Raw genomic sequence first — 23189 nt, forward strand, 5'->3', positions numbered from 1 at the left:
TGGGCCAGGGGCTGTGCAATAAAAAAAACAGGCAACCCTTTGGTTGCCTGTTTTGCCTGAGAGGACAGAAACTGCTTACAGCTTCTGGCCCATCATGAAGTTGTCGAAGCGCGATTCAGCGAAACGGAACCACAGCACCTGATCACGCTGGAAGTTGCGGTAGTCGCCGTAGATCTTCTTCCAGTCGGGGTTGCTGGCGTCCAGCTCCTTGTACAGCTCCATCGCGGCCTTGAACGAGGCATCCATCACCTGTTGCGGGAAGGGCAGCACTTTGGCCTTGGCAGCCACCAGTTGCTTCAAGGCGCCGGGGTTGAAGGTGTCGTACTTGGCCTGGGTCGTGACGTGGGCTTCCATGGCTGCGGCGCGGACGATGGCCTTGTTCTCGTTGGACAGGCCGTTGAATGCCTTGTCGTTGATGTAGAACGACAGGTGCAGCGAACCTTCCCACCAGCCGGGGTAGTAGTAGAAGGGCGCCACCTTGTTCAGGCCCAGTTTCAGGTCGTCGTAGGGGCCGATCCACTCGGCGGCGTCGATGGTGCCTTTTTCCAGCGATTGGTAGATTTCACCGGCCGGAATGTTCTGCGGCACCACGCCCAGGCGCTCCAGCACCTTGCCGGCAAAACCGCCGGCGCGGAATTTCAGGCCCTTCAGGTCGTCCAGGCTCTTGACTTCCTTGCGGAACCAGCCGCCCATCTGCGTGCCGGTGTTGCCGCCGGGCATGACGACAATGTTGTACTTGGCGTAGAACTCGTTCATCAGCTTTTCGCCGTTGCCTTCCAGCATCCAGGCCGTCAGCTGGCGCGAGTTCATGCCGAAGGGGATCGCACCGCCGATGGCGAACACTTCGTTCTTGCCGAAGAAGTAGTACGGGGCGGTGTGGCAGATTTCGACGGTGCCGCTTTGCACGCCATCGACCACGTTGAAAGCGGGCATCAATTCACCCGCCTGGTGAACCGTAACGTCGAACTTGCCACCGGTCATGCGCTTGACCGCATTGGCAAACACGTCGGCAGCGCCGTAAATGGTGTCGAGCGATTTCGGGAAGCTCGATGCAATGCGCCAGCGCAAGGCAGCTTGTGCGTGAACGGCAGGGGCTGCCCCGGCGGCCAGAATACCGGCAACACCGGCGTTTTTCAGCATTGAGCGACGATCCATGGTCTTTGTCTCCTAAAAAATAATGAAGCCTTTTCATTCTGAATGCTTTTCCCGCAACTCCCGTGAAAAAAGTTTTGAATGTTTTTCAAAAAAGTTGCGACAAAAAAACAGGGGCCTGCTTTCCCGTATTGACACGGTCTGGCAGGCCCCGGTAATTCTGTCACACAGGCGACAGAATCTTGTCCAGAAGAATACGGTTTACAGTTTCACCGAACTCATGTAGCTGTTGTAACGGAATTCGGAGTAGCGATCCCACAGCAGCTGGTCGCGCTGGAAGGTGCGCATGTGCTGGTGGATTTTCTTGAACATGGGCGATTTGGCCTCGTTCTCGGCAAATACTTCCATCGAGGCTTTGTAGCCGGCATCCATGAAATCCTTGGGGAAGGAACGCAGCTTGGTGCCCTCGGCAACCAGCTTTTTCAGGGCGATGGGGTTCATGGCGTCGTACTTGGCAGTCATGTCGCGTGCGGCGACCTGGCAGGCCGCATCGACCATCGCCTGGTATTCCTTGGGCAGGGCCGCATAGGCCTTGGTGTTGATGAAGAACTCCAGCTCTGCGCCGCCTTCCCACCAGCCGGGGTAGTAGTAGTAGGGAGCGACTTTGGAGAAGCCCAGCTTCTGGTCGTCGTAGGGGCCGACGAACTCCACCGCATCCAGCGTGCCTTTTTCCAGCGCCTGATAGACCTCGCCCACGGGCATGTTCTGCGAGACGACGCCCAGCTTGTGCATGGCATCGCCGAACAGGCCGCCGCCCAGGCGCATCTTCAGCCCCTGCAGGTCCTTGACCGACTTGATTTCCTTGCGGTACCAGCCGCCCATCTGCGTGCCGGTGTTGCCGGCGCTCTGGCTCTTGATGTTGTATTCGGCGTAGAACTCGTCCATCAGCTGACGGCCACCGCCATGCTCCATCCAGGCGTCCATCTGGCGGGCGGTCAGGCCGAAGGGCACGGCGCAGCCGAAGGCGAAGACGTAGTCCTTGCCGGTGAAGTAGTAAGGGGCCGTCAGGGCCATTTCCACCGTGCCGTTCTGGATGCCGTCCACCACGCCGAAAGCGGGCATCAGCTCCCCGGCAGCGTGTACCGACACCTCGAACTTGCCGCCCGACAGCTCTTTGACGGTTTTGGCGAATTTCTCGCCGCTACCGAAAATGGTGTCCAGCGATTTGGGAAAGCTGGCAGCCAGGCGCCAGCGCACCGACGCCTGGGCGTGTACCGCAGGGGCCACACCGGCAGCCAAAATACCGGCAATACCCGCTTGCTTGATGAGGGAACGACGATCCATTGCATCTCCTTGGTTTGGAATATCAACACAAGTGCGCTGGCGTTTTGTGCCAGCGCAGCCAAGCGTGCAGTATTCCACAGCAAGGGCTTGCGTGAAATCAAAGCAATCCCTATTGAATGCCCTGGGCCACACAAAATGCTATGGCTGGCATAGCGTCAGGGAAAACCCCCGATATTCCCATTCAAACCGGCATGAATCGCTGGCGGATGCTGTTTTCCATCCCCGCCGCATCCAGCCCCTGCAAGGCCAGCAGTTTGGCCGGGTCGCCGTGTTCGATGAATACGTCGGGCAGGCCCAGTTGCAACACGGGCTTGACCACGCCGGCCTGCGCCAGCGCTTCCAGCACGGCGCTGCCTGCGCCGCCTTGCAGACAGCCCTCTTCGACCGTGACCAGCGCATCGTGGCTGGCGGCCAGTTGCAGCAGCAGCTCGGTGTCCAGCGGCTTGGCCCAGCGCATGTTGGCGACGGTGGCATCCAGTTTTTCCGCCGCTTGCAGCGCCGGGTACAGCAGGGTGCCGAAGGCCAGGATGGCGATGTTCTGCCCCTGGCGGCGGATTTCGCCCTTGCCGAAGGGCAGGCTGCCCAGGTCGGCCAGCGGCGGCACGCCTGCGCCGGCGCCGCGCGGGTAGCGCACGCAGACAGGGTGGTCTTGTTCGTAGGCGGTGGAGAGCAGTTGGCGGCATTCGCGCTCGTCGGCAGGGCAGGCCATGCTCATGTGCGGGATGCAGCGCACGAAGGCGATGTCGTAGGCGCCCGCGTGGGTGGCGCCATCGGCCCCGACCAGCCCGGCACGGTCCAGCGCCAGCACCATCGGCAGCTTTTGCAGGGCCACGTCGTGAATCATCTGGTCGTAGGCGCGTTGCAGGAAGGTGGAGTAGATTGCCACCACGGGCTTGACGCCCTCGCAGGCCAGCCCGGCGGCAAAGGTGACGGCGTGCTGCTCGGCAATGCCCACGTCGTAATAGCGCTCGGGGAAGCGCTGGTGAAACTCCACCATGCCCGAGCCTTCGCGCATGGCGGGGGTGACGCCGACCAGCCGCGCATCCTGCGCCGCCATGTCGCACAGCCACTGGCCGAACACCTGGGTGAAGGTGGGCTTGGGCGGGGTGGCGGGCTTGACGATGCCAACCTCCGGATCGAACTTGCCGGGGCCGTGGTAGGTGATGGGGTCGATTTCCGCCAGCTTGTAGCCCTGGCCTTTTTTGGTGACGACGTGCAGGAACTGCGGGCCGTCGAGCTGGCGGATGTTCTCCAGCGTGGGGATGAGCGAATCCAGGTCGTGCCCGTCGATGGGGCCGATGTAGTTGAAGCCGAAGTTCTCGAACAGCGTGGCGGGCACCACCATGCCTTTGGCGTGCTGTTCCAGCTTTTTCGCCAGCTCCAGCAGGGGCGGCACGTTTTTCAGCACGTTCTTGCCGACGTGGCGGGCGGCGGCGTAGAACTGGCCGCTCATCAACTGCGCCAAATAGCGGTTCAGCGCCCCGACGGGCGGGCTGATGCTCATGTCGTTGTCGTTGAGGATGACGAGCAGGTTGCCGTCCAGCACCCCGGCGTTGTTCATGGCCTCGAAGGCCATGCCGGCGGTCATCGCGCCGTCGCCGATGACGGCAATCGCCCGGCGCTTTTCACCCTTGCGCTTGGCGGCCATCGCCATGCCCAGGGCGGCGGAAATGCTGGTGGAGGAATGCGCGGTGCCGAAGGTGTCGTACACGCTTTCGGCCCGCTGGGGAAAGCCGGAGATGCCGCCCAGCTGGCGCAGCGTGCCCATGCGGTCGCGCCGGCCGGTAAGGATTTTGTGCGGGTAGGTCTGGTGGCCCACGTCCCAGACGATGCGGTCGTACGGCGTGTTGAAGACGTAGTGCAGCGCCACCGTCAGCTCCACGGTGCCGAGGTTGGAGCTGAGGTGCCCGCCGGTTTTGGAGACGCTGTCCAGCACGTAGGCCCGCAGCTCGTCGGCCACGGCGGGCAACTGGCCCCGCGCGATGGCACGCAGATCGGCGGGGTCGTTTATCTTTTGTAGCAAAGGGTAGGCGTTGGCAGTCATTTATCCAGTCTCTCTGGGCTGAAAAGCCCAAGGGGCCAGCGGCCCCAGCTATTCTTTATATGAATACAGGCGGCATTCAATGCGATCGCCCCACCACCTGTCGGGCCAGGGCCAGCAAGGCGCGGGTATCGGCCAGCCCCGATTGCTGCAAGGCGGCACAGGCCTGGGCCAGCAAGTCCTGCGCCAGCGCCTGGGCGCCGTCCAGGCCCAGCAGGGCGACGTAGGTGGGCTTGTCGTTGGCCGCGTCCTTGCCGGGGGTTTTGCCCAGGGTGGCCGCATCGGCCACCACGTCCAGCACATCGTCCACGACCTGAAACGCCAGCCCCAGCGCCTGGCCGTAGGTCTGCAAAACGGCCAGGGCCGACGCCGGGGTCTGGCCGCAGGCAGCACCCAGCAGCACGCAGGCTTCCAGCAGGGCGCCGGTTTTCAGGCGGTGCATCTGGCGCAGTTGCGCCTCGGTCAAGGGCTGGCCGACGCTGGCTAGGTCGATGGCCTGCCCGCCCGCCATGCCCTGCGCTCCGGCGGCGCGGGCCAGGATGCGGCACAGGTCGGCCTGGATGGCCGCAGGCACTTCGGCCACGCCGGGGGTGAGCAGCTCGAACGCCTGGGCTTGCAGGGCATCGCCTGCCAGCAGCGCCTGGGCCTGGCCAAAGGCGACGTGGACGGTGGGCTTGCCCCGGCGCAACACATCGTTGTCCATGCAGGGCATGTCGTCGTGGACGAGGGAGTAGGCGTGGATCAGCTCCACCGCACAGGCGGCCCGCAGTGCGGCAGCGGCATTGCCGCCGACGGCCTGGGCCGCGGCCAGCACCAGCAAGGGGCGCAGGCGCTTGCCGCCGTCCAGCACGGCGTAGCGCATCGCCTCGCCCAGCCCGGCCGGGGCGCCGATGCCGACCCAGTCGGTCAGCGCCTGCTCCACCTGCCGGCACTGCGCGTTGGCCCAATGGGAAAAATCAAAATCTTGCACGGCCTGCCCGCTTCCTGTGGTTCCTGCGATCAATGGGTTCACTCTGCGGCCCAGGGTTTGAGGTCGCCGCCATCGAGTTGCAGGATCTGCTGCTCCACCGCATCGAGTTGGGCATGGCAGTAGCGCAGCAGCACCGAGGCGCGGCGGTAGCCGTCGAGCATCTCGCTCAGCGGCAATTGCCCGGATTCCATGGCCTGGGCCAGCGCCTGCAATTCGGCCTGGGCGGCTTCGTAGCTGGCCGGCTCGTCGGAGGGGGAGGAGGATTTTTTTTCGGCAGAACGCTTGGCAGGCATGGCAAAAGGGGGCGCAGAGTGTGGCGAAGGGGAAAGCCGGGATTTTAGGCGCACCCCACGCTCAACGACGGCGTGGGCGGCTATTGCGCATCCGGGGCGCCAATGCCCAGCCCGGCCAGCAGGGCGCGTGCGCCGCTCCAGACGATTTCCACGCCCACGCACAGCAGGATGAAGGCCATCAGCCGCATGAAGACCACCTGCCCGGTGTCGCCCAGGCGGCGCAGCAAGGTGGTGGCGTAGCGGAAGGTCAGCGCCACCAGAATCCCCAGCAGTACCGAGGCCGCCAGCCCGCCGCTCATGTTCGCCAGAGTCAGCGGCACGCTGGTGCGCGAGTGCAGGCTGGCACCGATGGCAATGGCCACGGCGATGGTGCCGGGGCCGCAGGTCAGGGGAAAAGTCAGAGGGTAGAAGGCCTTGACGCGGGCCTTGTCCCAGGTCAGCGCCTGGGCGATCTGGGTGGCGTCGTCGGTGGTGGCCTGCTGGGCGTTGAGCATCCTCCAGGCGATGGAGGCGACGATCATCCCCCCGGCAATGCGCACGGCAGGCAGCGAGACGCCGAAAAAGCGCAGCACGTAGGAGCCGGTAAGCATGGTGGAGGTCAGCAGAATCGCCACGTTCTTGCCGATGCGATGGGCCAGCAGGGCGCGATCCTGCTCGCTCAGGCCCCGCGCCTGATCGACGAACAGCGGGGCCGTCGCCAGGGGGTTGATGATGGGCAGCACGCCGATGAAGGCAAACAGCAGGCTTTGCCCAAAGGCGGTGAGCAGATCGAGGAACGGCAGGTTCATGGCAAGGGGAAGATGCAAATCAATAATTTATGGCAGGGGCACGCAAGCTATCAATTCAGTTGCTGTTGCCGCTGGTGCTGCAAGGATTTGAAAGATAAATGATTCTGAAATCGTTAGTTGGCAAGCGGCAGCAGCTATGGTTTATCAGTATTCACTGCAACCTGATCCGCCACCCACCGGGCATAGCTGGCGCTGGCGTGCGGCACCGGCAAGGCATAAATCGCCGGTACTTCATAAGGGTGCAACCGGGCAATCAGCGCCTGCAGCGCGGGCCAGGCCGCCGTGGTGGTTTTGAACAGCAGGCGCACCTCCGGCTCGGACTGCATTTGGCCCTGCCATTGGTAGGTGCTGTGGACGCTGTCCTGCTGCACGCAGGCAGCCAGCCCCTGGGCAATGGCGGCCTGGGCCAGTGCCCCGGCGCTGGCCGCATCGGGGACGGTGGTGAAGACGGCCAGCAATTGCACTGCCGGGGGCGCGGACGGCATTATTCGATTTCCGCGATCAGCTCGATCTCGACGCACGCGCCCAGCGGGATTTGCGCCACGCCAAAGGCGCTGCGGGCGTGCTTGCCCTTGTCGCCGAAAACTTCGCCCAGCAGCTCGGAGCAGCCGTTGGTGACGAGGTGCTGCTCGGTGAACGTGGGCGTGGAATTGACCAGGCTCATCACCTTGACGATGCGCTTGACGCGATTCAGGTCGCCGCCGCAGGCCGCCTGCAGCGTGCCCATCAGATCGACGGCAATGGCGCGGGCCGCCTGCTTGCCGTCTTCGGTGCTGACCTGCCCGCCCAGTTGGCCGGCCCAGACCGTGCCGTCGGCCTTGCGGGCGATATGGCCGCTCAGGAACACCAGATTGCCCGTCTGCACGAAGGGCACATAGGCGGCGGCCGGCACGGCCAGGGGCGGCAGGGTGATGTTCAGGGCTTGCAGTTGGTCGTAAACGCTCATGGTGATGCTTTCTTTCATTACCGCCAGTGTGGGGTTTGAGCGCTTGCCCAAATTCATCCGCCCCCACTAGCATGGCCCGCAAGTATGCCAAGAGCGCAAGCCCCTGACCGCCAAATTTCCCCCTGGCTGACCGCCTGGCCCCTGATGGGCTGGGTGCTGGGCTGTGCGCTGCAATTGCAGCAGGGGCAGTTGGGGCCGCTGTGGGGCTATGCCGCTGGGGGCGTGGCCGCCGCCGGGCTGGCCGGGCTGCTCTGGCGCGGTCAGGCAGTGCCACGGTCTTCGGCCTGCCTGGGCGTGCTGCTGGCGCTGGCCCTGGCCGGGTGGAGCAGCACCGGCATACGGGCCATGGCCTTTGCCCGCCACGCGCTGCCTGCCGCCCTGCAGGGGGCGGACATCACCGTGCAAGGCGTCATCATCAGCCTGCCGCAGACGACGGAACGCGGCCAGCGCTGGCTGTTCGCACCCGAACACGCCCGGGATGGCGCGGGCATCCCCGTGCCGCTGCCGCCGCGCATCGCCCTGCGCCACTACACGCCGGACTTGACGGTTCACGCCGGCGAGCGCTGGCGCTGGACGGTGCGCCTGCAAAGCCCGCACGGTGCCCGCAACCCACAGGGTTTCGACCTGGAGCAATGGTGGTGGAGCCAGGGCGTGCAGGCCAACGGCTACGTGCGCCCGCACCCCCCGGCGCAACGGCTGGGCCAGACCGGGCACGCCCCGCTGGAACAGGCCCGCGAACAGGTGCGCCAGCGGCTGCACGGCTACGCGGGCACCAGCCGGGCCGCCGGGGTGGTGGTGGCCCTGGTCACCGGCGACCAGGGCGCGATCGACAAGGCGGACTGGCAGATTTTTCGCGCCACCGGGGTGGCCCACCTCGTCAGCATCAGCGGCCTGCACATCACCATGTTTGCCTGGCTGGCCGTGGTGCTGGTCGGCGGGCTGTGGCGGCGCAGCCGTTTCCTGTGCCTGCGCTGGCCCGCCCCGCTGGCCGCCGCCTGGGTGGGGTTGGCGCTGGCGCTGGGCTACGCCCTGTTCAGCGGCTGGGGCATTCCGGCGCAGCGCACGCTGCTGATGCTGCTCACCGTCACCCTGCTGCGCAGCCTGGGTGTGCAGTGGCCCTGGCCGCGCATCTGGCTGCTGGTGCTGGCCGTGGTGGTGGCCTGGGACCCGTGGGCGCTGCTGCAAGCGGGGTTCTGGCTGAGTTTCGTCGCCGTGGGCGTGCTGTTCATGACCGGCCCGGGGCTGGCCGCCCGCCCCTGGCGCTGGTGGCGGCCCCTGTGGCGGCTGGTGCGCGAGCAAACGCTGATCGGCCTGGCCCTGGCCCCCTTGACCCTGCTGCTGTTCGGGCAGGTGTCCGTCGTCGGGTTTTTCGCCAACCTGTGGGCCATTCCCTGGGTGACGCTGCTGCTCACGCCCCTGGCCATGGCCGGGGTGGTCTGCCCGCCGCTGTGGACGGCGGCGGTGTGGTGCGCCGACGTGCTGCTCGCCCTGCTGGCCTGGATGGCGCAGTGGCCGGGGGCGGTGGCCTATTTCGCCCAGCCGCCGCTGGCGCTGGGCGTGGTCAGCATGGCGGGCTGCCTGTGGCTGCTGCTGCGCTGGCCCTGGCCGCTGCGCCTGCTGGGGCTGCCGCTGGTACTGCCCATGCTGCTGTGGCAGCCCCGGCCCCCGCCGCCGGGGGAGTTTTCCCTGCTGGCGCTGGACGTGGGGCAAGGCAGCAGCGTGCTGGTGCAGACGGCAGGCCACGCCCTGCTGGTCGATACCGGCCCGCGCTGGGACGGCGGGGACACGGGCAGCCAGACCATCGTGCCGCTGCTGCACGCCCTGGGCCTGCGGCTGGACATGGTGCTGCTCACCCATGCGGACAGCGACCACACCGGCGGGGCGCTGTCCGTCCTCGCCGCCCAGCCGCAAGCCGCTTTGCGCGGCAGCGGCATTGCCGACATCGCCGCGCAGGCGCAGCGCCCCTGGCAGGCGTGCGAACAAGGGCAGCAGTGGGTGTGGGAGCAGGTCACCTTCACCGTGCTGTGGCCTGCCCCGGACACGCTGCCGCGCCCGTCCGGCGCCAAACCGGCGACCAATGCGATCAGTTGCGTAGTGCAGGTGCGTTCGGCCAGCGGTGCCGTCGCCCTGCTGACCGGCGATATGGAACAGGCCCAGGAACGCGCCCTGCTGCGGGCGGGCACCGACGTGCGGGCCGATGCCCTGCTGGTGGCGCACCACGGCAGCAAGACCTCCACCTCGGCCGCCTGGGTACAAGCCGTGCAGCCGCAGGTGGCCCTGGTGCAAAGCGGCTGGCGCAACCGCTTCGGCCACCCCGCCGCGCCGGTGGTGCAGCGCTTGCAGGCGGCGCAGGCGCAGCTTTTCAACACCGCCACCTGCGGGGCCATCCACTGGCATTCCACCCGGCCGGATACGGCGCTGTGCGAGCGTGAACGGCAGCCGCGTTATTGGCAGAGCGTCAGGCCGTAGCCCCGCCCTGCCCGGACGTCAACCCTCGTGCGCCTCGCCGATCTGGCTTTGCAGGTAATTTTCCAGGCCCAGGGATTCGACCAAATTCAGCTGCGTCTCCAGGAAGTCGATGCGCTCTTCGGTGCGGTCGAGCAGCTTTTGCAGCAGATCGCGCGAGACGAAGTCCTGCGCCGTTTCTGCGGCGTGGATGCCGTCCTTGAGGCACTGCTGGGCGCTTTGCGCATGGCGCAGGTCGCAGGCCAGGGTTTCGGGCACGTCCTCGCCCACTTGCAGCTTGCCCAGGTCTTGCAGGTTGGGCAGGCCGTTCAGGATCAGGATGCGGTCCATCAGCGCATCGGCGTGCTTCATGGCGTGGATGGATTCCTTGTATTCCACCTTGGCCAGCGCCTCGAAACCCCAGTGCTTCTGCAGCCGGTAGTGCATGTAGTACTGGTTGATGGCGGTGAGTTCGTTTTTCAATTGCGCTTGCAGCGCGGCAATGACCTTGGGTTCGCCTTGCATGTGGGAACACTCCTTGTAAAACCGCCATTGTCGGCCCAGCGGCAAGAGCGCTGCCGACGCTGAGGAATAACCGGTGGTCGACAACGCATCGCAAGCCGCATGATGTTAGTTATTAACAATCGCAACAATCAAATCAATTGATTAGATTTATTTTTGAACGGCGCTAAACTTCCGTGCTGTGTTCAGTCAAACACTCACTTCACAACGAAAGGAAACTGCAATGACTCTGATCAACACCCAAGTTCAACCCTTCAAGACCCAAGCTTTTGTGAACCGCGCTGGCAAGGGCGAATTCATCGAAGTGACCGAGCAATCCCTCAAGGGCAAATGGTCCGTGCTGATCTTCATGCCGGCCGCCTTCACCTTCAACTGCCCCACCGAGATCGAAGACGCCGCCGACAACTACGCCGAATTCCAGAAGGCCGGTGCCGAGGTCTACATCGTCACCACCGACACCCACTTCTCGCACAAGGTGTGGCACGAAACCTCCGACGCCGTGGGCAAGGCCAAATTCCCCCTGGTCGGCGACCCGACCCACCAGCTGACCAACGCCTTTGGCGTGCATATCCCCGAAGAAGGCCTGGCCCTGCGCGGCACCTTCGTGATCAACCCCGATGGCGTGATCAAGACCATGGAAGTGCATTCCAACGAAATCGCCCGCGACGTGTCGGAAACCCTGCGCAAGCTCAAGGCTGCCCAGTTCACCGCCGCCCACCCCGACCAGGTGTGCCCGGCCAAGTGGAAAGAAGGCGCCACCACGCTGACGCCTTCGCTGGACCTGGTCGGCAAGATCTAAGCCTGTTGCCTTAGGGACCGTTCCCTAGTGCAAGCCGGACGGGTGCGAGCGCCGTGCCGTCCGGCTTTTTATTGCCCAAAATTCTTAAAAACCACTGCTTTTTCGGAGGACACCCATGCTTGACGATCAACTCAAAACCCAACTGGCCGCCTACCTGGAGCGCGTGACCCAGCCCTTCGAGCTGGTGGCCTCCCTGGACGAGAGCGAGACTGCCGCACAGATGCGCGATCTGCTCACCACCATCCAGACCCTGCGCAGCGACAAGATCAGCCTGCGCCTGGATGGCAACGACGCCCGCAAGCCGTCGTTCACCCTGCAACGCCAGGGCAGCACCAGCAGCCTGCGCTTTGCCGGGCTGCCCCTGGGCCACGAATTCACCTCGCTGGTGCTGGCCCTGCTGTGGACGGGCGGCCATCCGCCCAAGGAAGAGCAAGACCTGCTCGACCAGATCGCCGCCATCGAAGGCGATTTCAACTTCGAGGTCTACATGAGCCTGTCGTGCCACAACTGCCCCGACGTGGTGCAGGCGCTGTCGCTCATGGCCATCCTCAACCCCAACATCAAGACCACCGTGATCGAAGGCGGGGCGTTCCAGCAGGAAGTACAGGAGCGCGAAATCATGGCCGTGCCCATGGTCTACCTGAACGGCCAGGTGTTCGGTGCAGGCCGGATGCTGCTGGGCGAAATCGTCGCCAAGCTGGACACCGGTGCCGCCGCCCGCGAAGCGGCCAAGCTGTCGGCCAAAGAGGCATTCGAGGTGCTGATCGTCGGCGGCGGCCCTGCCGGCGCAGCCGCTGCCATCTACACCGCCCGCAAGGGCATCCGCACCGGCATTGCCGCCGAGCGCATCGGCGGGCAGGTGAACGACACGCTGGACATCGAGAACTACATCTCGGTCAACAAGACCGAAGGCCCGAAGTTTGCCGCCGCGCTGGAATCGCACATCGGCGACTACGACATCGACGTCATGCGCCTGCAACGCGCCGCCAAGCTGATTCCCGCTGCCGAAACCGGCGGCCTGATCACCGTCGAACTGGAAAACGGCGGCACCCTGCAAGCCAAGAGCGTGGTGCTGTCCACCGGCGCCCGCTGGCGCAACATGAACGTGCCCGGCGAAGACCAGTACCGCACCAAGGGCGTGGCCTATTGCCCGAGCTGTGACGGCCCGCTGTTCAAGGGCAAGCGCGTGGCGGTGATCGGCGGCGGCAACTCCGGCGTGGAAGCGGCCATCGACCTGGCCGGCGTGGTCGAGCATGTGACCGTGTTCGAGTTCATGCCCGAACTCAAGGCCGACGCCGTGCTGCAAAAGAAGCTGGCCAGCCTGCCCAACGTCACCGTCATCAAGAACGCCCAGACCACCGAAGTGCTGGGCGACGGCAGCAAGGTCACTGGCCTGGCCTACAAAGACCGCACCAATGACGAAGTCAAGCAGGTGGCGCTGGAAGGCATCTTCGTGCAGATCGGCCTGCTGCCCAACACCGACTGGCTCAAGGGCACGCTGGAGCTGAACAAGATGGGCGAAATCGTCATCGACGCCAAGGGTCAGACCAGTGTCCCCGGCGTGTTCGCGGCGGGCGACTGCACCAACGTGCCGTACAAGCAGATCGTCATCGCCGCCGGTGCCGGCGCGACGGCAGGGCTGTCGGCGTTCGACCACCTGATCCGCAACTAAGCTGCCCCACTGGCGCGGTCAGAAATCCCCCAGAAAAAAGGACTGCCCCGCAAAGGGCAGTCCTTTTTTCATAGCTTCTTCCGCTATTCATGCAATGATTTCAGCATTAAAATAATCTGAAATCGTTCATTTACCTGCGATAAAAGCTATTTATAATATAGCAAATTCAACGACCATGCCGTTTGCGCAACTGCTCGACATGTGCTTGATGCGTCCTATGCGTAGGTGCCAAGCGACTGCCTTCAATTTTTTCCCAGATAGCCTGCATTTGATGCGCCGGGATTATTTGTTCTTTGAATGTTTTTATAAATCCTAGAAAATTACCAGTCGTGCAAACATTGGCAGGAAAGTTGGATTTCAGTTCACACGTTCCTGAAAATACAATTACTGAATGGAGAAAATTCATTGGTACACCAAGCAATCCCTCCAGGGCTTTGATGTGTCTGTAATTTTGGCGCAATGGGTTCTGGAATCTATTTTTCTTCTGAAAATTCGTCTGCTGCCATTGTGCGTCACGCTCGTGCCCAGATATCCAGCCCTTGTAATGCTTTGTTTCCAGAACAAAAATTCCATACGGCGACACGACGATATGATCAATTTGCGTGGAGCCCATCTGGTCTTCCAAGGTCACATCATGCAAGAGCAAGTAATTGTTTTTATCTAAATTTTCCTCCAATGCACGCCTAACCATTTTTTCACCGAGCCAGCCTTTGAAAAAGGGCGAGCGAAGTAAAAAAATAATAACAAAAAATGGTATCAACCAAAAAAATGGCTTCACCGCTTGAAGCATGACAGGAAAAATATTCATACTTGGTTGGGCACGCTGCTGATGGTCGGTATTTTTTAGCGGTGCCGCTGGAGTCAATGCTTTTGGAGTGGATGGAGTTTTTTCAACAGTGACGATCTGTCGTTTTTGTTTCGCCAGTTTTTCTTCCAATATCTCGCGCTGAACTTCAGCGCTGATGCGCTTTGTGCCTGACATGCTATCAACACCGCGTGTCGGCGTGACATCCACGGCAATAGCATCGGGACAGGGGCTATCGGAATAATGCGTCTTACCTTCAATTTGGCATTTGAAAACTGTATTTTTCACTGCTCTTGGCAGCCTGGTATCGGCCCACCCAGCAGAGCTGAAAAACAACGCAAAAAACAAGACATACGCGGCCATGGTTACCTTTACTCGCATCCCTCCACCCAATCCGGCCCGGCCAGCACGGCGATGGCTTGCCCGGCCACGGCGGCCAGTTGCGCGGCGGTGACGCGCTGCGGGGCGAGTTCGGCCAGGGGGCGCAGCACAAAGGCGCGTTCGGCCATGCGCGGGTGGGGCACGGTGAGCTGCGGGGTGTCCAGCCGGGCATCGCCCCACAGCAGAATGTCCAGATCCAGCGTGCGCGGGGCGTTGCGGTAGGGGCGCTGGCGGCCTGCGGCATTTTCCAGGGCTTGCAGTTGCGCCAGAAAATCCTGCGGCGCGGCGTCCGTTTCCAGCACGGCGACGGCGTTCAGGTAATCCGGCCCGGTGGCATCCACCGGGGCGCTGCTGTAGAGGCTGGAGACGCCGCACAGCCGCGTGCCCGGCAGAGCGGCCAGCGCCTGCACGGCAGCCCGCAGCGCCTGCCCCCGGTCGCCCAGGTTGGCCCCCAGGCCGATGTAGACGGTGGCAGGGACGGTTTCAGCGGCGGCGGCGTTCATGCCCGCATCAACCTTCGGCGCTGCCTTCAGGGGCGGATGCCGCTTCGCCAGCGGGCTTTTTGCGGCGGCGACGGCGTTTTTTCGCGGGCGCATCGGCAGACGGCTCGCCTGCGCCACCGGCCTGCACGGCAGCGGCATCCAACCCACCGGGGCTGCCGTCGGCCTCGGCCTTCGGTTTGCGCGGTGCCTTGGGTTTTTGCGTTTTCTGGCGCTGGCGCTGCTCGTCGCGGGCCTGGGCGATCAGGTCTTCGCGCTGGGCTTCGTCGGCGTACTGGAACAGTTGCCACCAGTTGGCCAGGGCTTCGTCGGCATCGCCCACGTCGGCCCGCAGGCGCAGGAAGTCGAACCCGGCGCGGAAACGCCCCTGGGCCACCAGGCTGAAAGGCATGGCGCCGGTGCGCTTGTCGAAACGCGGCTGCATGGCCCAGATTTCGCGCATATCGGCAGCCAGCTTGCCCCGGCCCGAGACGTCGCCGATGCGCCGCTCGAACACTTCGTCGATGGCCTCCTGCAGGGCCGGGAAGCTGTGCCAGCCGTCCTGCAGGCGCTGCTGCCAGCCGGTCTGCACGTCCTGCCACAGCACGCAGGCCAGCAAAAAGCTGGGCACGCAGGTTTTGCCTTCGGCCACGCGCCGGTCGGTGTCCTGCAATACCGCCTGCACCATGGGGGTGGCGGCGCGTTCCACGACCACGTCCAGCAGCGGGTAGATGCCTTTGGACAGGCCCAGCTTCTGCAGTTGCGCGATGGAGGCGGCGGCGTGCCCGGTGAGCAGCAGCTTGAGCATTTCGTCGAACAACCGGCTTTGCGGCACGTCATGCAGCAGCGGCTCGCAGGCGACCAGGGGCTTGGCGGTTTTGGCCTCCAGCTTGAAGCCCAGGTGGGCCAGCTTGGCCCCGAAGCGCACGGCGCGGATGATGCGCACCGGGTCTTCGCGGTAGCGCTGCTCCGGGTCGCCGATCATGCGCAGGACGCGTTTGTGCGCGTCCTGAATGCCTTTGTGGAAATCGACCAGCACCTGGCTGTGCGGGTCGTAATACATGGCGTTGATGGTGAAGTCGCGCCGCGTGGCGTCCTGGTCCTGCGGCCCCCAGACGTTGTCGCGCAGCACACGGCCGCTGGCATCCACGGCGTGCTGCACGCCCATCAGCTGCTGCTTGCTGGTGCGCTCGTTGCCGCTGACCTGCTCGGCCTGGCTGTTGTCCAGGAAGGCGCGGAAGGTGGAGACTTCGATCACCTCATGCTCGCGCCCCCGACCATAAACAACGTGGACGATACGAAAGCGCTTGCCGATGATGAAGGCACGGCGAAACAGCCGCTTGACTTCCTCGGGCGTGGCGTTGGTGGCCACGTCGAAGTCCTTGGGGCGCAGGCCCAGCAGCAGGTCGCGCACCGCACCGCCGACGATGTAGGCCTCGAACCCGGCGCTTTTCAGCGTGCGCACCACGTCGATGGCGCGGTCATCGACCAGCTTGGGGTCGATGCCGTGGACGCTGGCAGGCAGCTCCTCGCGTTTGCCGAAGGGGTTTTTGCGGCTGCGGGCGGCGGGTTTGCCCAGCAGTTTGTCGATAAAGGTCTTGATCATGAGGGGGCTTATTTTTCTTCAAACAAATCCAGCACGGGCCAGCCGCGCTGTTGCGCCAGGGCACGCAGGCGCTGGTCGGGGTTGGTGGCGACGGGGTGCTGGACTTGCTCCAGCAGGGGCAGGTCGTTCATGGAGTCGCTGTAGAAGGTGGCTTCCACATCGCCCCAGTCCCAGCCGCGTGCGGCCAGCCACTGCGCCAGGCGCAGCACCTTGCCTTCGCGCATGTTGGGCTGGCCTGCCACTTCCCCGGTCAGCCAGCCGTCGGGGCCACGCTCCAGCTCGGTGGCGATGAGTTCCTCCACGCCGAACGCCTGGGCGATGGGGCGGGTGACGAACTCGTTGGTGGCCGAGGTGATGACCACCACGTCCCCGGCCTGCTGGTGGCGGCGCACCAGTTCGATGGCCGCCGGGCGCATGGCCGGGCGGATCACCTCGTCCATGAAGCGCTGGTGCGCGGCGGCAGCAGCCTGCGGGCCGCGCTGCACCACGGCTTCGGTGGCAAAGCGCACGTAGTCGTGGATGTCCAGCCGCCCGGCCAGGTAGTCCTGGAAGAAAGCGTCGTTGCGGCGGCCAAACTCGGCGCGGTCGCACCAGCCGATCTGCATGGTGAACTCGCCCCAGCCGTGGTCGGAATCCAGCGGCAGCAGGGTGTGGTCCAGGTCGAACAGGGCCAGGCGGATCAAAGGTTTATTCATAAAGAAAGTAATAGCTGCCAGCGCAGACTTACTGCGTCTCCAACATGGTTTTCAGCAGGGGAATGGTGATGGCGCGTTTGTTGCGCAGGGCGAAGTCGTCGAGCATGTCTAGCAAGGGCATCAGGCTGGACAGGTCACGCGAAAAGCGCTTGAGCATGTAGTCCAGCACATCGGCGCTGTAGGTCACGCCCCGGGCGGCGGCTTCGTTTTGCAGGATGCGGCGGCATTCGTCCTCGTTGGGCACCTGGAGCTGGAACACATGGCCCCAGCCCAGGCGCGAGCGCAGGTCGTCGCGCAGGCGCAAGTCCGCCGGGGGCGCATTGCCCGCCGTCAGCACCCAGCAGGGCCGGCCGCTGGGCGGGTTGCTGGCATTGACGAACCAGTTGAAGGCCCGCTGCTGCTGCATGGGCGTGTAGCTGTGCACGTCGTCCATCAGCACCGCGCCCCAGCGCTCGTCGAATTCGGGCGGAAAGCCCGTGCTGGCGTCCATCCAGCCCAGTTGCACGCCCTGCTCGCGCAGCAGCTCGCGCACGGCCTGCAGCAGATGGGTCTTGCCCGCGCCGCTGTCGCCCCAGACGTAGGTGGGCACCGGCATGTGCGGGCCGGCGTGCGCCAGCACCCAGGCACGCACATGCTGCGCCACGGGTGCATTGCGCCCGGCGTAGAAACGCTCCAGCGAGGGGCCTGTGGGCAAGCCAATATCCAGGGCCAACTGCTTCATGCGGACAGCAGCAGCGCAGTGCGGCACAACGACATGCGAAACCAGGGGACGAAGGGGATACAGGGAAACGGTCTGCCCACACACTGCATGGTGGCCAGGCCGCGAAAACCCGGCATTTTAGTCCCAGCCCACCCCCGGCCTCCAGTGCGGGCCTTAGAATCCGCAAGTTCAGCCGTTTGCTGCGCTGGCAAACGCTCTCTAGCCTTATTCCGCCTCCTGCCATGAGCACTGCTTCCAACCCCCCCATTTCCTACAAAGACGCCGGTGTGGACATCGATGCCGGCGATGCGCTGGTCGAACGCATCAAGCCGCTGGCCAAGAAAACCATGCGCGAAGGCGTGCTGGCCAGCATCGGCGGCTTTGGCGCCCTGTTCGAAGTGCCCAAGCGCTACCAGGAACCGGTGCTGGTCAGCGGCACCGACGGCGTGGGCACCAAGCTGAAACTGGCCTTTGAATGGAACATGCACGACACCGTGGGCATCGATCTGGTGGCCATGAGCGTGAACGACGTGCTGGTGCAAGGGGCCGAACCCCTGTTCTTCCTGGACTATTTCGCCTGCGGCAAGCTGGACGTGGACACGGCGGCCGCCGTGGTCGGCGGCATTGCCAAGGGCTGCGAGCTGTCCGGCTGCGCCCTGATTGGTGGCGAAACCGCCGAGATGCCCGGCATGTACCCCGATGGCGAATACGACCTGGCCGGGTTTGCCGTCGGCGCGGTGGAAAAGTCCAAGATCCTCACCGGCCAGAACGTGCAGGCCGGTGACGTGGTGCTGGGCCTGGCCTCTGCCGGCGTGCATTCCAACGGTTTTTCCCTGGTGCGCAAGTGCATCGACCGTGCCGGCAGCAACGCCCCGGCCACGCTGGACGGCCGGCCGTTCAAGGAAGCCATCATGCAGCCCACGCGCCTGTACGTGAAAAACGTGCTGGCCGCGCTGGCACAGCACCCCATCAAGGCCCTGGCGCACATCACCGGTGGCGGCCTGCTGGAAAATATCCCCCGCGTCCTGCCCGAAGGGCTGGCGGCCCAGCTGCAAAAAGGCAGCTGGCCGCAGACCGAGCTGTTTGCCTGGCTGCAGGCCACCGCCGGGATCGACGATGTGGAGATGAACCGCACCTTCAACAACGGCATCGGCATGGTGGTGGTCGTGCCCGCAGAAGCCGCCGAAGCCACGGCTGCGACCCTGCGCGGGCTGGGCGAAACCGTCTTTGCCATCGGCCAGATTGCCCCGCGCGGCACTGGCCCGGCAGTGGCCCTGGTGTAACGCTTCGGCCCCTTTCCCTTTCCTGCGCAGGAGAGCAACTTGCTCCCTTCTCTTGTCCCGACCTCCTCGCCACCGTCACGGACGGTGCGGGTGGCCAGTTACCTGCTCATGGCCGCCACGCTGCTGCTGGTCATGCTGCAAGGACTCCTGCCCGGCCTGCTGTGCGCCTGCCTGGGCTTTCTGCTCACACGGCGCATCGCCAGCCTGCTGGACCGCCTGGATCGGCGGGCGCCCGCCGTCGTTCCCCGGCGCTGGGCGCAGGTGACCGCAGCCGTTCTGGTCGGCCTGGCGCCGCTGCTGCTGCTCTCCAGCGCCCTGTCGCACACCCGTGGCTACATCATGGAAGCGCCCCAGCAGTACCGCGAGCTGCTCAACTTCCTGGCGCACACCATTCTGGAGTTACAGCAAAAACTCCCCCCCGACCTGGGCGCCCAGCTGCCCCAGGGCACGGAAGACATCCAGCGCACCATCGCCACCTATCTGGCGACCAAGGCCGGGATGCTGGCCTCTGCCGGCAAGGCGTGGCTGGGGGGCCTGCTGCACGCCTACGTCGGCCTGCTGATCGGCCTGCTGGCTGCCGTGCGCCCCCGCCTGATTCCGCTGGCGCCGCTGACGGCCAGCCTGCGCCAGCGCGTCACGCTGATGGGCGACGCCTTCCGCCAGATCGTGGCCGCGCAGTTCTGGATTGCGCTGTTCAACACCTCGCTGACCGCCGTCTTCCTGCTGTTCATCCTGCCGCTGTGGGACATGCGCCTGCCCTACACCCCGGCGCTGATCGGCCTGACCTTCGTGGCAGGGCTGATTCCCATCGTGGGCAACCTGTTCTGCAACCTGGTGCTGACGCTGGTGGGCCTGTCGGTATCGCCCACGACGGCGGCGGCCTGCCTGGGCTTTCTGATCCTGATCCACAAGGCCGAGTACGTCATCAATGCCAAGGTGGTCGGCCAGCGCACGCACATGGCGGTCTGGGAGCTGTTGTCGGTGATGTTCGTCGCCGAATCGGTCTTCGGCCCGGCCGGGCTGGTAGCGGCCCCGCTGTTCTACGCCTACCTCAAGAAAGAGCTGGAAGCGGCAAAATTGGTGTAAATCCGGGTCTGGAAAAATGTACTACTCGGCTTTGAAGCCGCTATGCTGTACGGTTTCATTGAGTTCGTTAAGGAAATCCCATGACCATTCTCGTCGCCTACGCGCCCCGCCCAGAAGGCGAAGCGGCTTTGGAAAAAGGCATTGAAACGGCCACCCGTCGCAACGAGCGTCTGATCGTCGTGAATGCCGCCCCCGGCGGCCCGCAGGAAGATCGGGACATCGTCCCCGGCCACGAGGCCGAACGCCTGGAGCAGCGCCTGCAAGCCCTGCCCGTCCCGGCCGAATTCAAGATGTTCGTGCGCGGCCACGACACCCTGGAAGAAATCCAGAACCTGGTACACCGCGAACAGGTTTCCCTGCTGGTGATCGGCCTGCGTCGGCGCTCGGCCGTCGGCAAACTGCTGCTGGGCAGCCTAGCGCACGACATCCTGATGTCCGTGCCCTGCCCGGTTCTGGCGGTCAAGGCCGAATAAGCGGCACGCACCAAGCACCCCATACCCGCCTTGGAACTTGACGAAGTTCAGGCGGGTTTTCTTTATTCATAGCTGCTACCGCACATACAGCAAGCACTTCAGCCATAAAAGTGGCTGAAACTCAATGTTTACCTGCGGAACAAGCTACGTAATCTGACACCGGTGGCCAGCAAGGCGCCAAAATACACCGCCGCGCTGGCCAGCAGGCTTGCGGCCATCCAGCCGGCCCGCTGCCACTGGCCCAGGGCCAGCCAGTCCCAGCGCTGGCCCAGCCACAGCAGCAGGGCCGCCAGCAGGCCGCAGGCCAGCAGCACCTGAAAAAAATATTTCAGCCACCCGCTGCCGGGCTGGTAGGCGCCCCGGCGCAACAGCCCCACCAGCAGCCACCCGGCATTGACCAACGCCCCCAGTCCGATCGACCAGGCCAGCCCCGCGTGCTGCAAACGCGGCACCAGCAGTACATTGAGCGCCTGGGTCAGCACCAGCACCACCACGGCGATCTTCACCGGCGTGCGCATGTCCTGGCTGGCAAAGTAGCCCGGCGCCAGCACCTTGATCGCCACCAGCCCGAGCAGGCCCACGCCGTAGCCCACCAGGGCCAGGGCAATCTGCTGCACGTCGCCGCCGTGCAGCGCCCCGCGGTGGAACAGCGTCGCCACCAGCGGCTGGGCAAACGCCAGCAAGCCCACGGCGCAGGGCAGCGCCAGCAGCAGCACCAGGCGCAACCCCCAATCGAGCATCTGCGAATAGCGCTGGCTGTCGCCCGCCGCCCTGGCCGCTGCCAGTTGCGGGGTCAGCACCACGCCCAGGGCCACGCCCAGCAAGGCGGTGGGAAATTCCATCAACCGGTCGGCATAGAACAGCCAGGTCACGCTGCCGGGGGCCAGGTAGGAGGCGATCTGCGTGTTGATCATCAAACTGAGCTGCGCCACGCCCACGCCCAGCAGGGCCGGGGCCATCAACTGCAAAATGCGGCGCACCCCGCCATCGGCCCAGGCCGTACGCAGCGCCGCCGGGCTGCAACCCAGGCGCGGCAGCAGCCCCCGGCGGCGCAGCGCCGGAATCTGCACCGTCAGTTGCAGCACGCCGCCCGCCATCACCCCGGCGCACATGGCATAAATCGGCTCGATCCCCTGGCGGGCAAACCACGGCGCCAGCAGCCAGGCGGCCACGATCATGCAGATATTGAGCAGCACCGGCGTGGCCGCAGGCACGGCAAAGTGCTTGTAGGTATTCAGCACGCCCGAGGACAGCGCCACCAGCGACATGAAGCCGATGTAGGGAAACATCCAGCGCGTCATCAGCACCGCTGCTGCGGTTTCGCCCTGGTTTTGAAAGCCGCTGGCCAGCAGCCACACCAGTACCGGCGCCCCCAGCACGCCCAGGACGCACACCAGCAGCAGCGCCCAGGCCAGCACGGTGGCGACGTTGGAGATCAACTGCCGCGTGCGCTCCTCCCCCTCCTGGGCACGGCTGGCGGCCAGCACCGGCACAAACGCCTGGCTGAAGGCCCCTTCGGCAAACAGGCGCCGGAACAGGTTGGGAATACGGAACGCCACATTGAACGCATCGGTCAGGGCGTTGGCCCCGAAGATCGAGGCCATGAGCAAATCCCGCACCAGCCCCGTCACGCGCGAGGCCAGGGTCATGAGCGAGACGATGGAGGCAGATTTGAAGAGCGACACCCGCGAGAGTGTAGCCATTGCGTCCGCCGGCTTTGGTAAAAAAGTGCGCTCCAGGCTATAATGCGTGGCTTTGCTGGCAACATCCACAAACCAATCGAAGGAAAAACACCATGGCAACCAAAGCCAAAAAGAACCCCCGCCTGGCATCGGGCCGTAAACGCGCCCGCCAGAACGTCAAGCTCAACGCCGCCAACACCTCGCTGCGTTCCAAATACCGTACCGCCGTGAAGAAGGTGGAAAAGGCCGTGCTGGCTGGCGACAAAGCCCTGGCCACCACCCTGTTCCAGCAAGCCCAGTCGGTACTCGACTCCGTGGCCGACAAAGGCATCTTCCACAAGAACAAGGCCGCTCGCGACAAGAGCCGTCTGTCCGCCAAGGTCAAAGCCCTGGCCCTGGCCGCCTAAGCCATCCCCATTTAGGCAAAGCACGGGCGGTTCACACCGCCTGCCGTTTGCAAAACGGGTGCGCTGCCAGCAAAAACAAGAGAACCGCCGCAAGGCGGTTTTTTTGTTTCACGATGACTCCAGCTCGGCATTTTGCTGGACTACGCCAAGGCTCGATACAGCAGGTTTATCAATCAGTTAGGCGAGTTCAACATATGCCGGTGCTTTCCGAAACTTGACCCGGCTTCCCCTCGCGTGGCTCCCATGCGGCTCTTGGAAACCGGGCTTTCCGAGGAGTCATCATGGCGAAAATCAAGCTCACCAAGTCCGCTGTCGATGCGGCGCAACCTCAGGCCAAGGCCGTCGAACTGCGGGATACCGTGGTGCCCGGCTTCCTGTGCAAGATCACCCCGGCCGGTCGCAAGGTGTTCATGCTCCAGTACCGAACGAACGCCGGCGAGCGCCGCAAGCCCCCCCCTGGGTCAGTACGGGGAACTAACCGTCGATCAGGCACGCACAATGGCGCAGGAATGGCTTGCCGAGGTGCGCAAGGGCGGCGATCCCAGCGGGGCTAAGAACGTGTTTACGATCTCCTGAGTAGCAGTGCCAGAAATGCCAAGTGGACGAACTGCAAGCTGGTATTGAGCCAGCGCTCGCAGTTCTTCCATAACCTGCGGTTCTTCTCCAGCCACGCAAAGCTG

Annotated in this window: 22 protein-coding genes and 2 pseudogenes; 8 read left to right on the plus strand and 16 right to left on the minus strand. The window is 64.3% G+C overall.

The window, feature by feature from the left end; genetic code table 11:
- Window positions 1–75: 75 nt before the first annotated feature.
- The 8 genes from ACFO3A_RS14460 to ACFO3A_RS14495 all read right to left on the minus strand — a co-directional run bounded on the left by ACFO3A_RS14460 (window position 76) and on the right by ACFO3A_RS14495 (window position 7474).
- Window positions 76–1155: a TRAP transporter substrate-binding protein gene (locus ACFO3A_RS14460; protein WP_377727781.1), complete on the minus strand. Its 1080-nt coding sequence runs from the start codon at window positions 1153–1155 to the stop codon at window positions 76–78.
- Window positions 1156–1353: 198 nt separating this feature from the next.
- A complete protein-coding gene (locus ACFO3A_RS14465; RefSeq protein WP_377727784.1) occupies window positions 1354–2436 on the minus strand; it encodes a TRAP transporter substrate-binding protein in 1083 nt (360 codons plus the stop codon).
- 181 nt (window positions 2437–2617) lie between these two features.
- Window positions 2618–4480, minus strand: a complete 1863-nt coding sequence (gene dxs, locus ACFO3A_RS14470) for a 1-deoxy-D-xylulose-5-phosphate synthase (protein WP_377727787.1) — start codon at window positions 4478–4480, stop codon at window positions 2618–2620.
- A gap of 76 nt (window positions 4481–4556) precedes the next feature.
- Entirely contained in the window at window positions 4557–5447 is an 891-nt protein-coding gene (locus ACFO3A_RS14475) for a polyprenyl synthetase family protein (protein WP_377727789.1), read from the minus strand.
- Between the two features lie 38 nt (window positions 5448–5485).
- On the minus strand, window positions 5486–5740 hold the full coding sequence (xseB, locus tag ACFO3A_RS14480) for an exodeoxyribonuclease VII small subunit (protein ID WP_377727792.1): 255 nt from the start codon (window positions 5738–5740) through the stop codon (window positions 5486–5488).
- 80 nt (window positions 5741–5820) lie between these two features.
- The gene (locus ACFO3A_RS14485; protein ID WP_377727794.1) at window positions 5821–6528 is read right to left on the minus strand and encodes a MarC family protein; all 708 of its coding nucleotides are present in this window, start codon (window positions 6526–6528) and stop codon (window positions 5821–5823) included.
- A 134-nt stretch (window positions 6529–6662) separates the two neighbouring features.
- A complete protein-coding gene (gene cutA, locus ACFO3A_RS14490; RefSeq protein WP_377727797.1) occupies window positions 6663–7013 on the minus strand; it encodes a divalent-cation tolerance protein CutA in 351 nt (116 codons plus the stop codon).
- Entirely contained in the window at window positions 7013–7474 is a 462-nt protein-coding gene (locus ACFO3A_RS14495) for a RidA family protein (protein WP_377727802.1), read from the minus strand. Before ACFO3A_RS14495 ends, cutA begins: the two co-directional genes overlap by 1 nt.
- An 84-nt stretch (window positions 7475–7558) precedes the next feature.
- Between ACFO3A_RS14495 and ACFO3A_RS14500 the strand changes: the two genes are divergently transcribed.
- A complete protein-coding gene (locus ACFO3A_RS14500; RefSeq protein ID WP_377727805.1) occupies window positions 7559–9943 on the plus strand; it encodes a DNA internalization-related competence protein ComEC/Rec2 in 2385 nt (794 codons plus the stop codon).
- An 18-nt stretch (window positions 9944–9961) separates the two neighbouring features.
- Here the strand turns inward: ACFO3A_RS14500 and bfr are convergent, their stop codons facing one another.
- Window positions 9962–10444 carry a bacterioferritin gene (gene bfr, locus ACFO3A_RS14505; RefSeq protein WP_377727807.1) on the minus strand — a complete coding sequence of 161 codons (483 nt, stop codon included), beginning with the start codon at window positions 10442–10444 and terminating at the stop codon, window positions 9962–9964.
- Between the two features lie 220 nt (window positions 10445–10664).
- On the opposite strand from bfr, the gene ahpC reads away from it, so the two are divergent.
- A complete protein-coding gene (gene ahpC / locus ACFO3A_RS14510; RefSeq protein WP_377727810.1) occupies window positions 10665–11240 on the plus strand; it encodes an alkyl hydroperoxide reductase subunit C in 576 nt (191 codons plus the stop codon).
- A gap of 115 nt (window positions 11241–11355) precedes the next feature.
- Window positions 11356–12912, plus strand: coding sequence for an alkyl hydroperoxide reductase subunit F (gene ahpF, locus ACFO3A_RS14515; RefSeq protein ID WP_377727812.1), 1557 nt, complete (start codon window positions 11356–11358; stop codon window positions 12910–12912).
- A gap of 166 nt (window positions 12913–13078) precedes the next feature.
- On the opposite strand, the gene ACFO3A_RS14520 is transcribed toward ahpF, so the two are convergent.
- From ACFO3A_RS14520 to hda, 5 genes are read right to left on the minus strand one after another with little or no spacing between them, the layout of a single operon-like run.
- Window positions 13079–14080: an NERD domain-containing protein gene (locus tag ACFO3A_RS14520; RefSeq protein ID WP_377727815.1), complete on the minus strand. Its 1002-nt coding sequence runs from the start codon at window positions 14078–14080 to the stop codon at window positions 13079–13081.
- Between the two features lie 8 nt (window positions 14081–14088).
- Complete coding sequence (gene folK, locus ACFO3A_RS14525; RefSeq protein ID WP_377727817.1) at window positions 14089–14601, minus strand: 2-amino-4-hydroxy-6-hydroxymethyldihydropteridine diphosphokinase; 513 nt, start codon at window positions 14599–14601, stop codon at window positions 14089–14091.
- Between the two features lie 7 nt (window positions 14602–14608).
- Window positions 14609–16183 (minus strand): polynucleotide adenylyltransferase PcnB, encoded by a 1575-nt coding sequence (gene pcnB / locus ACFO3A_RS14530; RefSeq protein WP_377727819.1) that lies wholly within the window; start codon window positions 16181–16183, stop codon window positions 14609–14611.
- 8 nt (window positions 16184–16191) lie between these two features.
- Window positions 16192–16878 carry a histidinol-phosphatase gene (locus tag ACFO3A_RS14535; protein ID WP_377727821.1) on the minus strand — a complete coding sequence of 229 codons (687 nt, stop codon included), beginning with the start codon at window positions 16876–16878 and terminating at the stop codon, window positions 16192–16194.
- Window positions 16879–16906: 28 nt separating this feature from the next.
- Window positions 16907–17599, minus strand: a complete 693-nt coding sequence (hda, locus tag ACFO3A_RS14540) for a DnaA regulatory inactivator Hda (protein WP_377727824.1) — start codon at window positions 17597–17599, stop codon at window positions 16907–16909.
- A 221-nt stretch (window positions 17600–17820) separates the two neighbouring features.
- On the opposite strand from hda, the gene purM reads away from it, so the two are divergent.
- The 3 genes from purM to ACFO3A_RS14555 all read left to right on the plus strand — a co-directional run bounded on the left by purM (window position 17821) and on the right by ACFO3A_RS14555 (window position 20420).
- Window positions 17821–18861: a phosphoribosylformylglycinamidine cyclo-ligase gene (purM, locus tag ACFO3A_RS14545; RefSeq protein WP_377727826.1), complete on the plus strand. Its 1041-nt coding sequence runs from the start codon at window positions 17821–17823 to the stop codon at window positions 18859–18861.
- A gap of 39 nt (window positions 18862–18900) precedes the next feature.
- Entirely contained in the window at window positions 18901–19947 is a 1047-nt protein-coding gene (locus tag ACFO3A_RS14550; protein ID WP_377727828.1) for an AI-2E family transporter, read from the plus strand.
- Between the two features lie 80 nt (window positions 19948–20027).
- The gene (locus ACFO3A_RS14555) at window positions 20028–20420 is read left to right on the plus strand and encodes a universal stress protein (protein ID WP_377727831.1); all 393 of its coding nucleotides are present in this window, start codon (window positions 20028–20030) and stop codon (window positions 20418–20420) included.
- A 128-nt stretch (window positions 20421–20548) separates the two neighbouring features.
- Here ACFO3A_RS14555 and murJ read toward each other — a convergent pair whose 3' ends face one another.
- Window positions 20549–22105, minus strand: coding sequence for a murein biosynthesis integral membrane protein MurJ (murJ, locus tag ACFO3A_RS14560; RefSeq protein ID WP_377727840.1), 1557 nt, complete (start codon window positions 22103–22105; stop codon window positions 20549–20551).
- 110 nt (window positions 22106–22215) lie between these two features.
- On the opposite strand from murJ, the gene rpsT reads away from it, so the two are divergent.
- Entirely contained in the window at window positions 22216–22509 is a 294-nt protein-coding gene (gene rpsT, locus ACFO3A_RS14565; protein WP_377727833.1) for a 30S ribosomal protein S20, read from the plus strand.
- Window positions 22510–22790: 281 nt separating this feature from the next.
- Window positions 22791–23064: pseudogene (locus ACFO3A_RS14570) on the plus strand (Arm DNA-binding domain-containing protein); the annotation flags it as partial.
- Between the two features lie 7 nt (window positions 23065–23071).
- On the opposite strand, the pseudogene ACFO3A_RS14575 reads toward ACFO3A_RS14570, so the two are convergent.
- A pseudogene (locus tag ACFO3A_RS14575) lies at window positions 23072–23189 on the minus strand (IS5/IS1182 family transposase); the annotation flags it as partial.

Source organism: Comamonas nitrativorans (assembly GCF_042654765.1).
Taxonomy (GTDB): domain Bacteria; phylum Pseudomonadota; class Gammaproteobacteria; order Burkholderiales; family Burkholderiaceae_C; genus Comamonas; species Comamonas nitrativorans.

Coding starts and splice junctions, on each gene's coding strand:
- ACFO3A_RS14485 (WP_377727794.1), bottom strand. CDS start 6,528: ATGAACCTGCCGTTCCTCGATCTGCTCACCGCCTTTGGGCAAAGCCTG.
- xseB (WP_377727792.1), bottom strand. CDS start 5,740: ATGCCTGCCAAGCGTTCTGCCGAAAAAAAATCCTCCTCCCCCTCCGAC.
- ACFO3A_RS14500 (WP_377727805.1), top strand. CDS start 7,559: ATGCCAAGAGCGCAAGCCCCTGACCGCCAAATTTCCCCCTGGCTGACC.
- folK (WP_377727817.1), bottom strand. CDS start 14,601: ATGAACGCCGCCGCCGCTGAAACCGTCCCTGCCACCGTCTACATCGGC.
- ACFO3A_RS14465 (WP_377727784.1), bottom strand. CDS start 2,436: ATGGATCGTCGTTCCCTCATCAAGCAAGCGGGTATTGCCGGTATTTTG.
- hda (WP_377727824.1), bottom strand. CDS start 17,599: ATGAAGCAGTTGGCCCTGGATATTGGCTTGCCCACAGGCCCCTCGCTG.
- bfr (WP_377727807.1), bottom strand. CDS start 10,444: ATGCAAGGCGAACCCAAGGTCATTGCCGCGCTGCAAGCGCAATTGAAA.
- ACFO3A_RS14555 (WP_377727831.1), top strand. CDS start 20,028: ATGACCATTCTCGTCGCCTACGCGCCCCGCCCAGAAGGCGAAGCGGCT.
- ahpC (WP_377727810.1), top strand. CDS start 10,665: ATGACTCTGATCAACACCCAAGTTCAACCCTTCAAGACCCAAGCTTTT.
- rpsT (WP_377727833.1), top strand. CDS start 22,216: ATGGCAACCAAAGCCAAAAAGAACCCCCGCCTGGCATCGGGCCGTAAA.
- ACFO3A_RS14520 (WP_377727815.1), bottom strand. CDS start 14,080: ATGGCCGCGTATGTCTTGTTTTTTGCGTTGTTTTTCAGCTCTGCTGGG.
- purM (WP_377727826.1), top strand. CDS start 17,821: ATGAGCACTGCTTCCAACCCCCCCATTTCCTACAAAGACGCCGGTGTG.
- pcnB (WP_377727819.1), bottom strand. CDS start 16,183: ATGATCAAGACCTTTATCGACAAACTGCTGGGCAAACCCGCCGCCCGC.
- ACFO3A_RS14460 (WP_377727781.1), bottom strand. CDS start 1,155: ATGGATCGTCGCTCAATGCTGAAAAACGCCGGTGTTGCCGGTATTCTG.
- cutA (WP_377727797.1), bottom strand. CDS start 7,013: ATGCCGTCCGCGCCCCCGGCAGTGCAATTGCTGGCCGTCTTCACCACC.
- ACFO3A_RS14535 (WP_377727821.1), bottom strand. CDS start 16,878: ATGAATAAACCTTTGATCCGCCTGGCCCTGTTCGACCTGGACCACACC.
- ahpF (WP_377727812.1), top strand. CDS start 11,356: ATGCTTGACGATCAACTCAAAACCCAACTGGCCGCCTACCTGGAGCGC.
- dxs (WP_377727787.1), bottom strand. CDS start 4,480: ATGACTGCCAACGCCTACCCTTTGCTACAAAAGATAAACGACCCCGCC.
- ACFO3A_RS14495 (WP_377727802.1), bottom strand. CDS start 7,474: ATGAGCGTTTACGACCAACTGCAAGCCCTGAACATCACCCTGCCGCCC.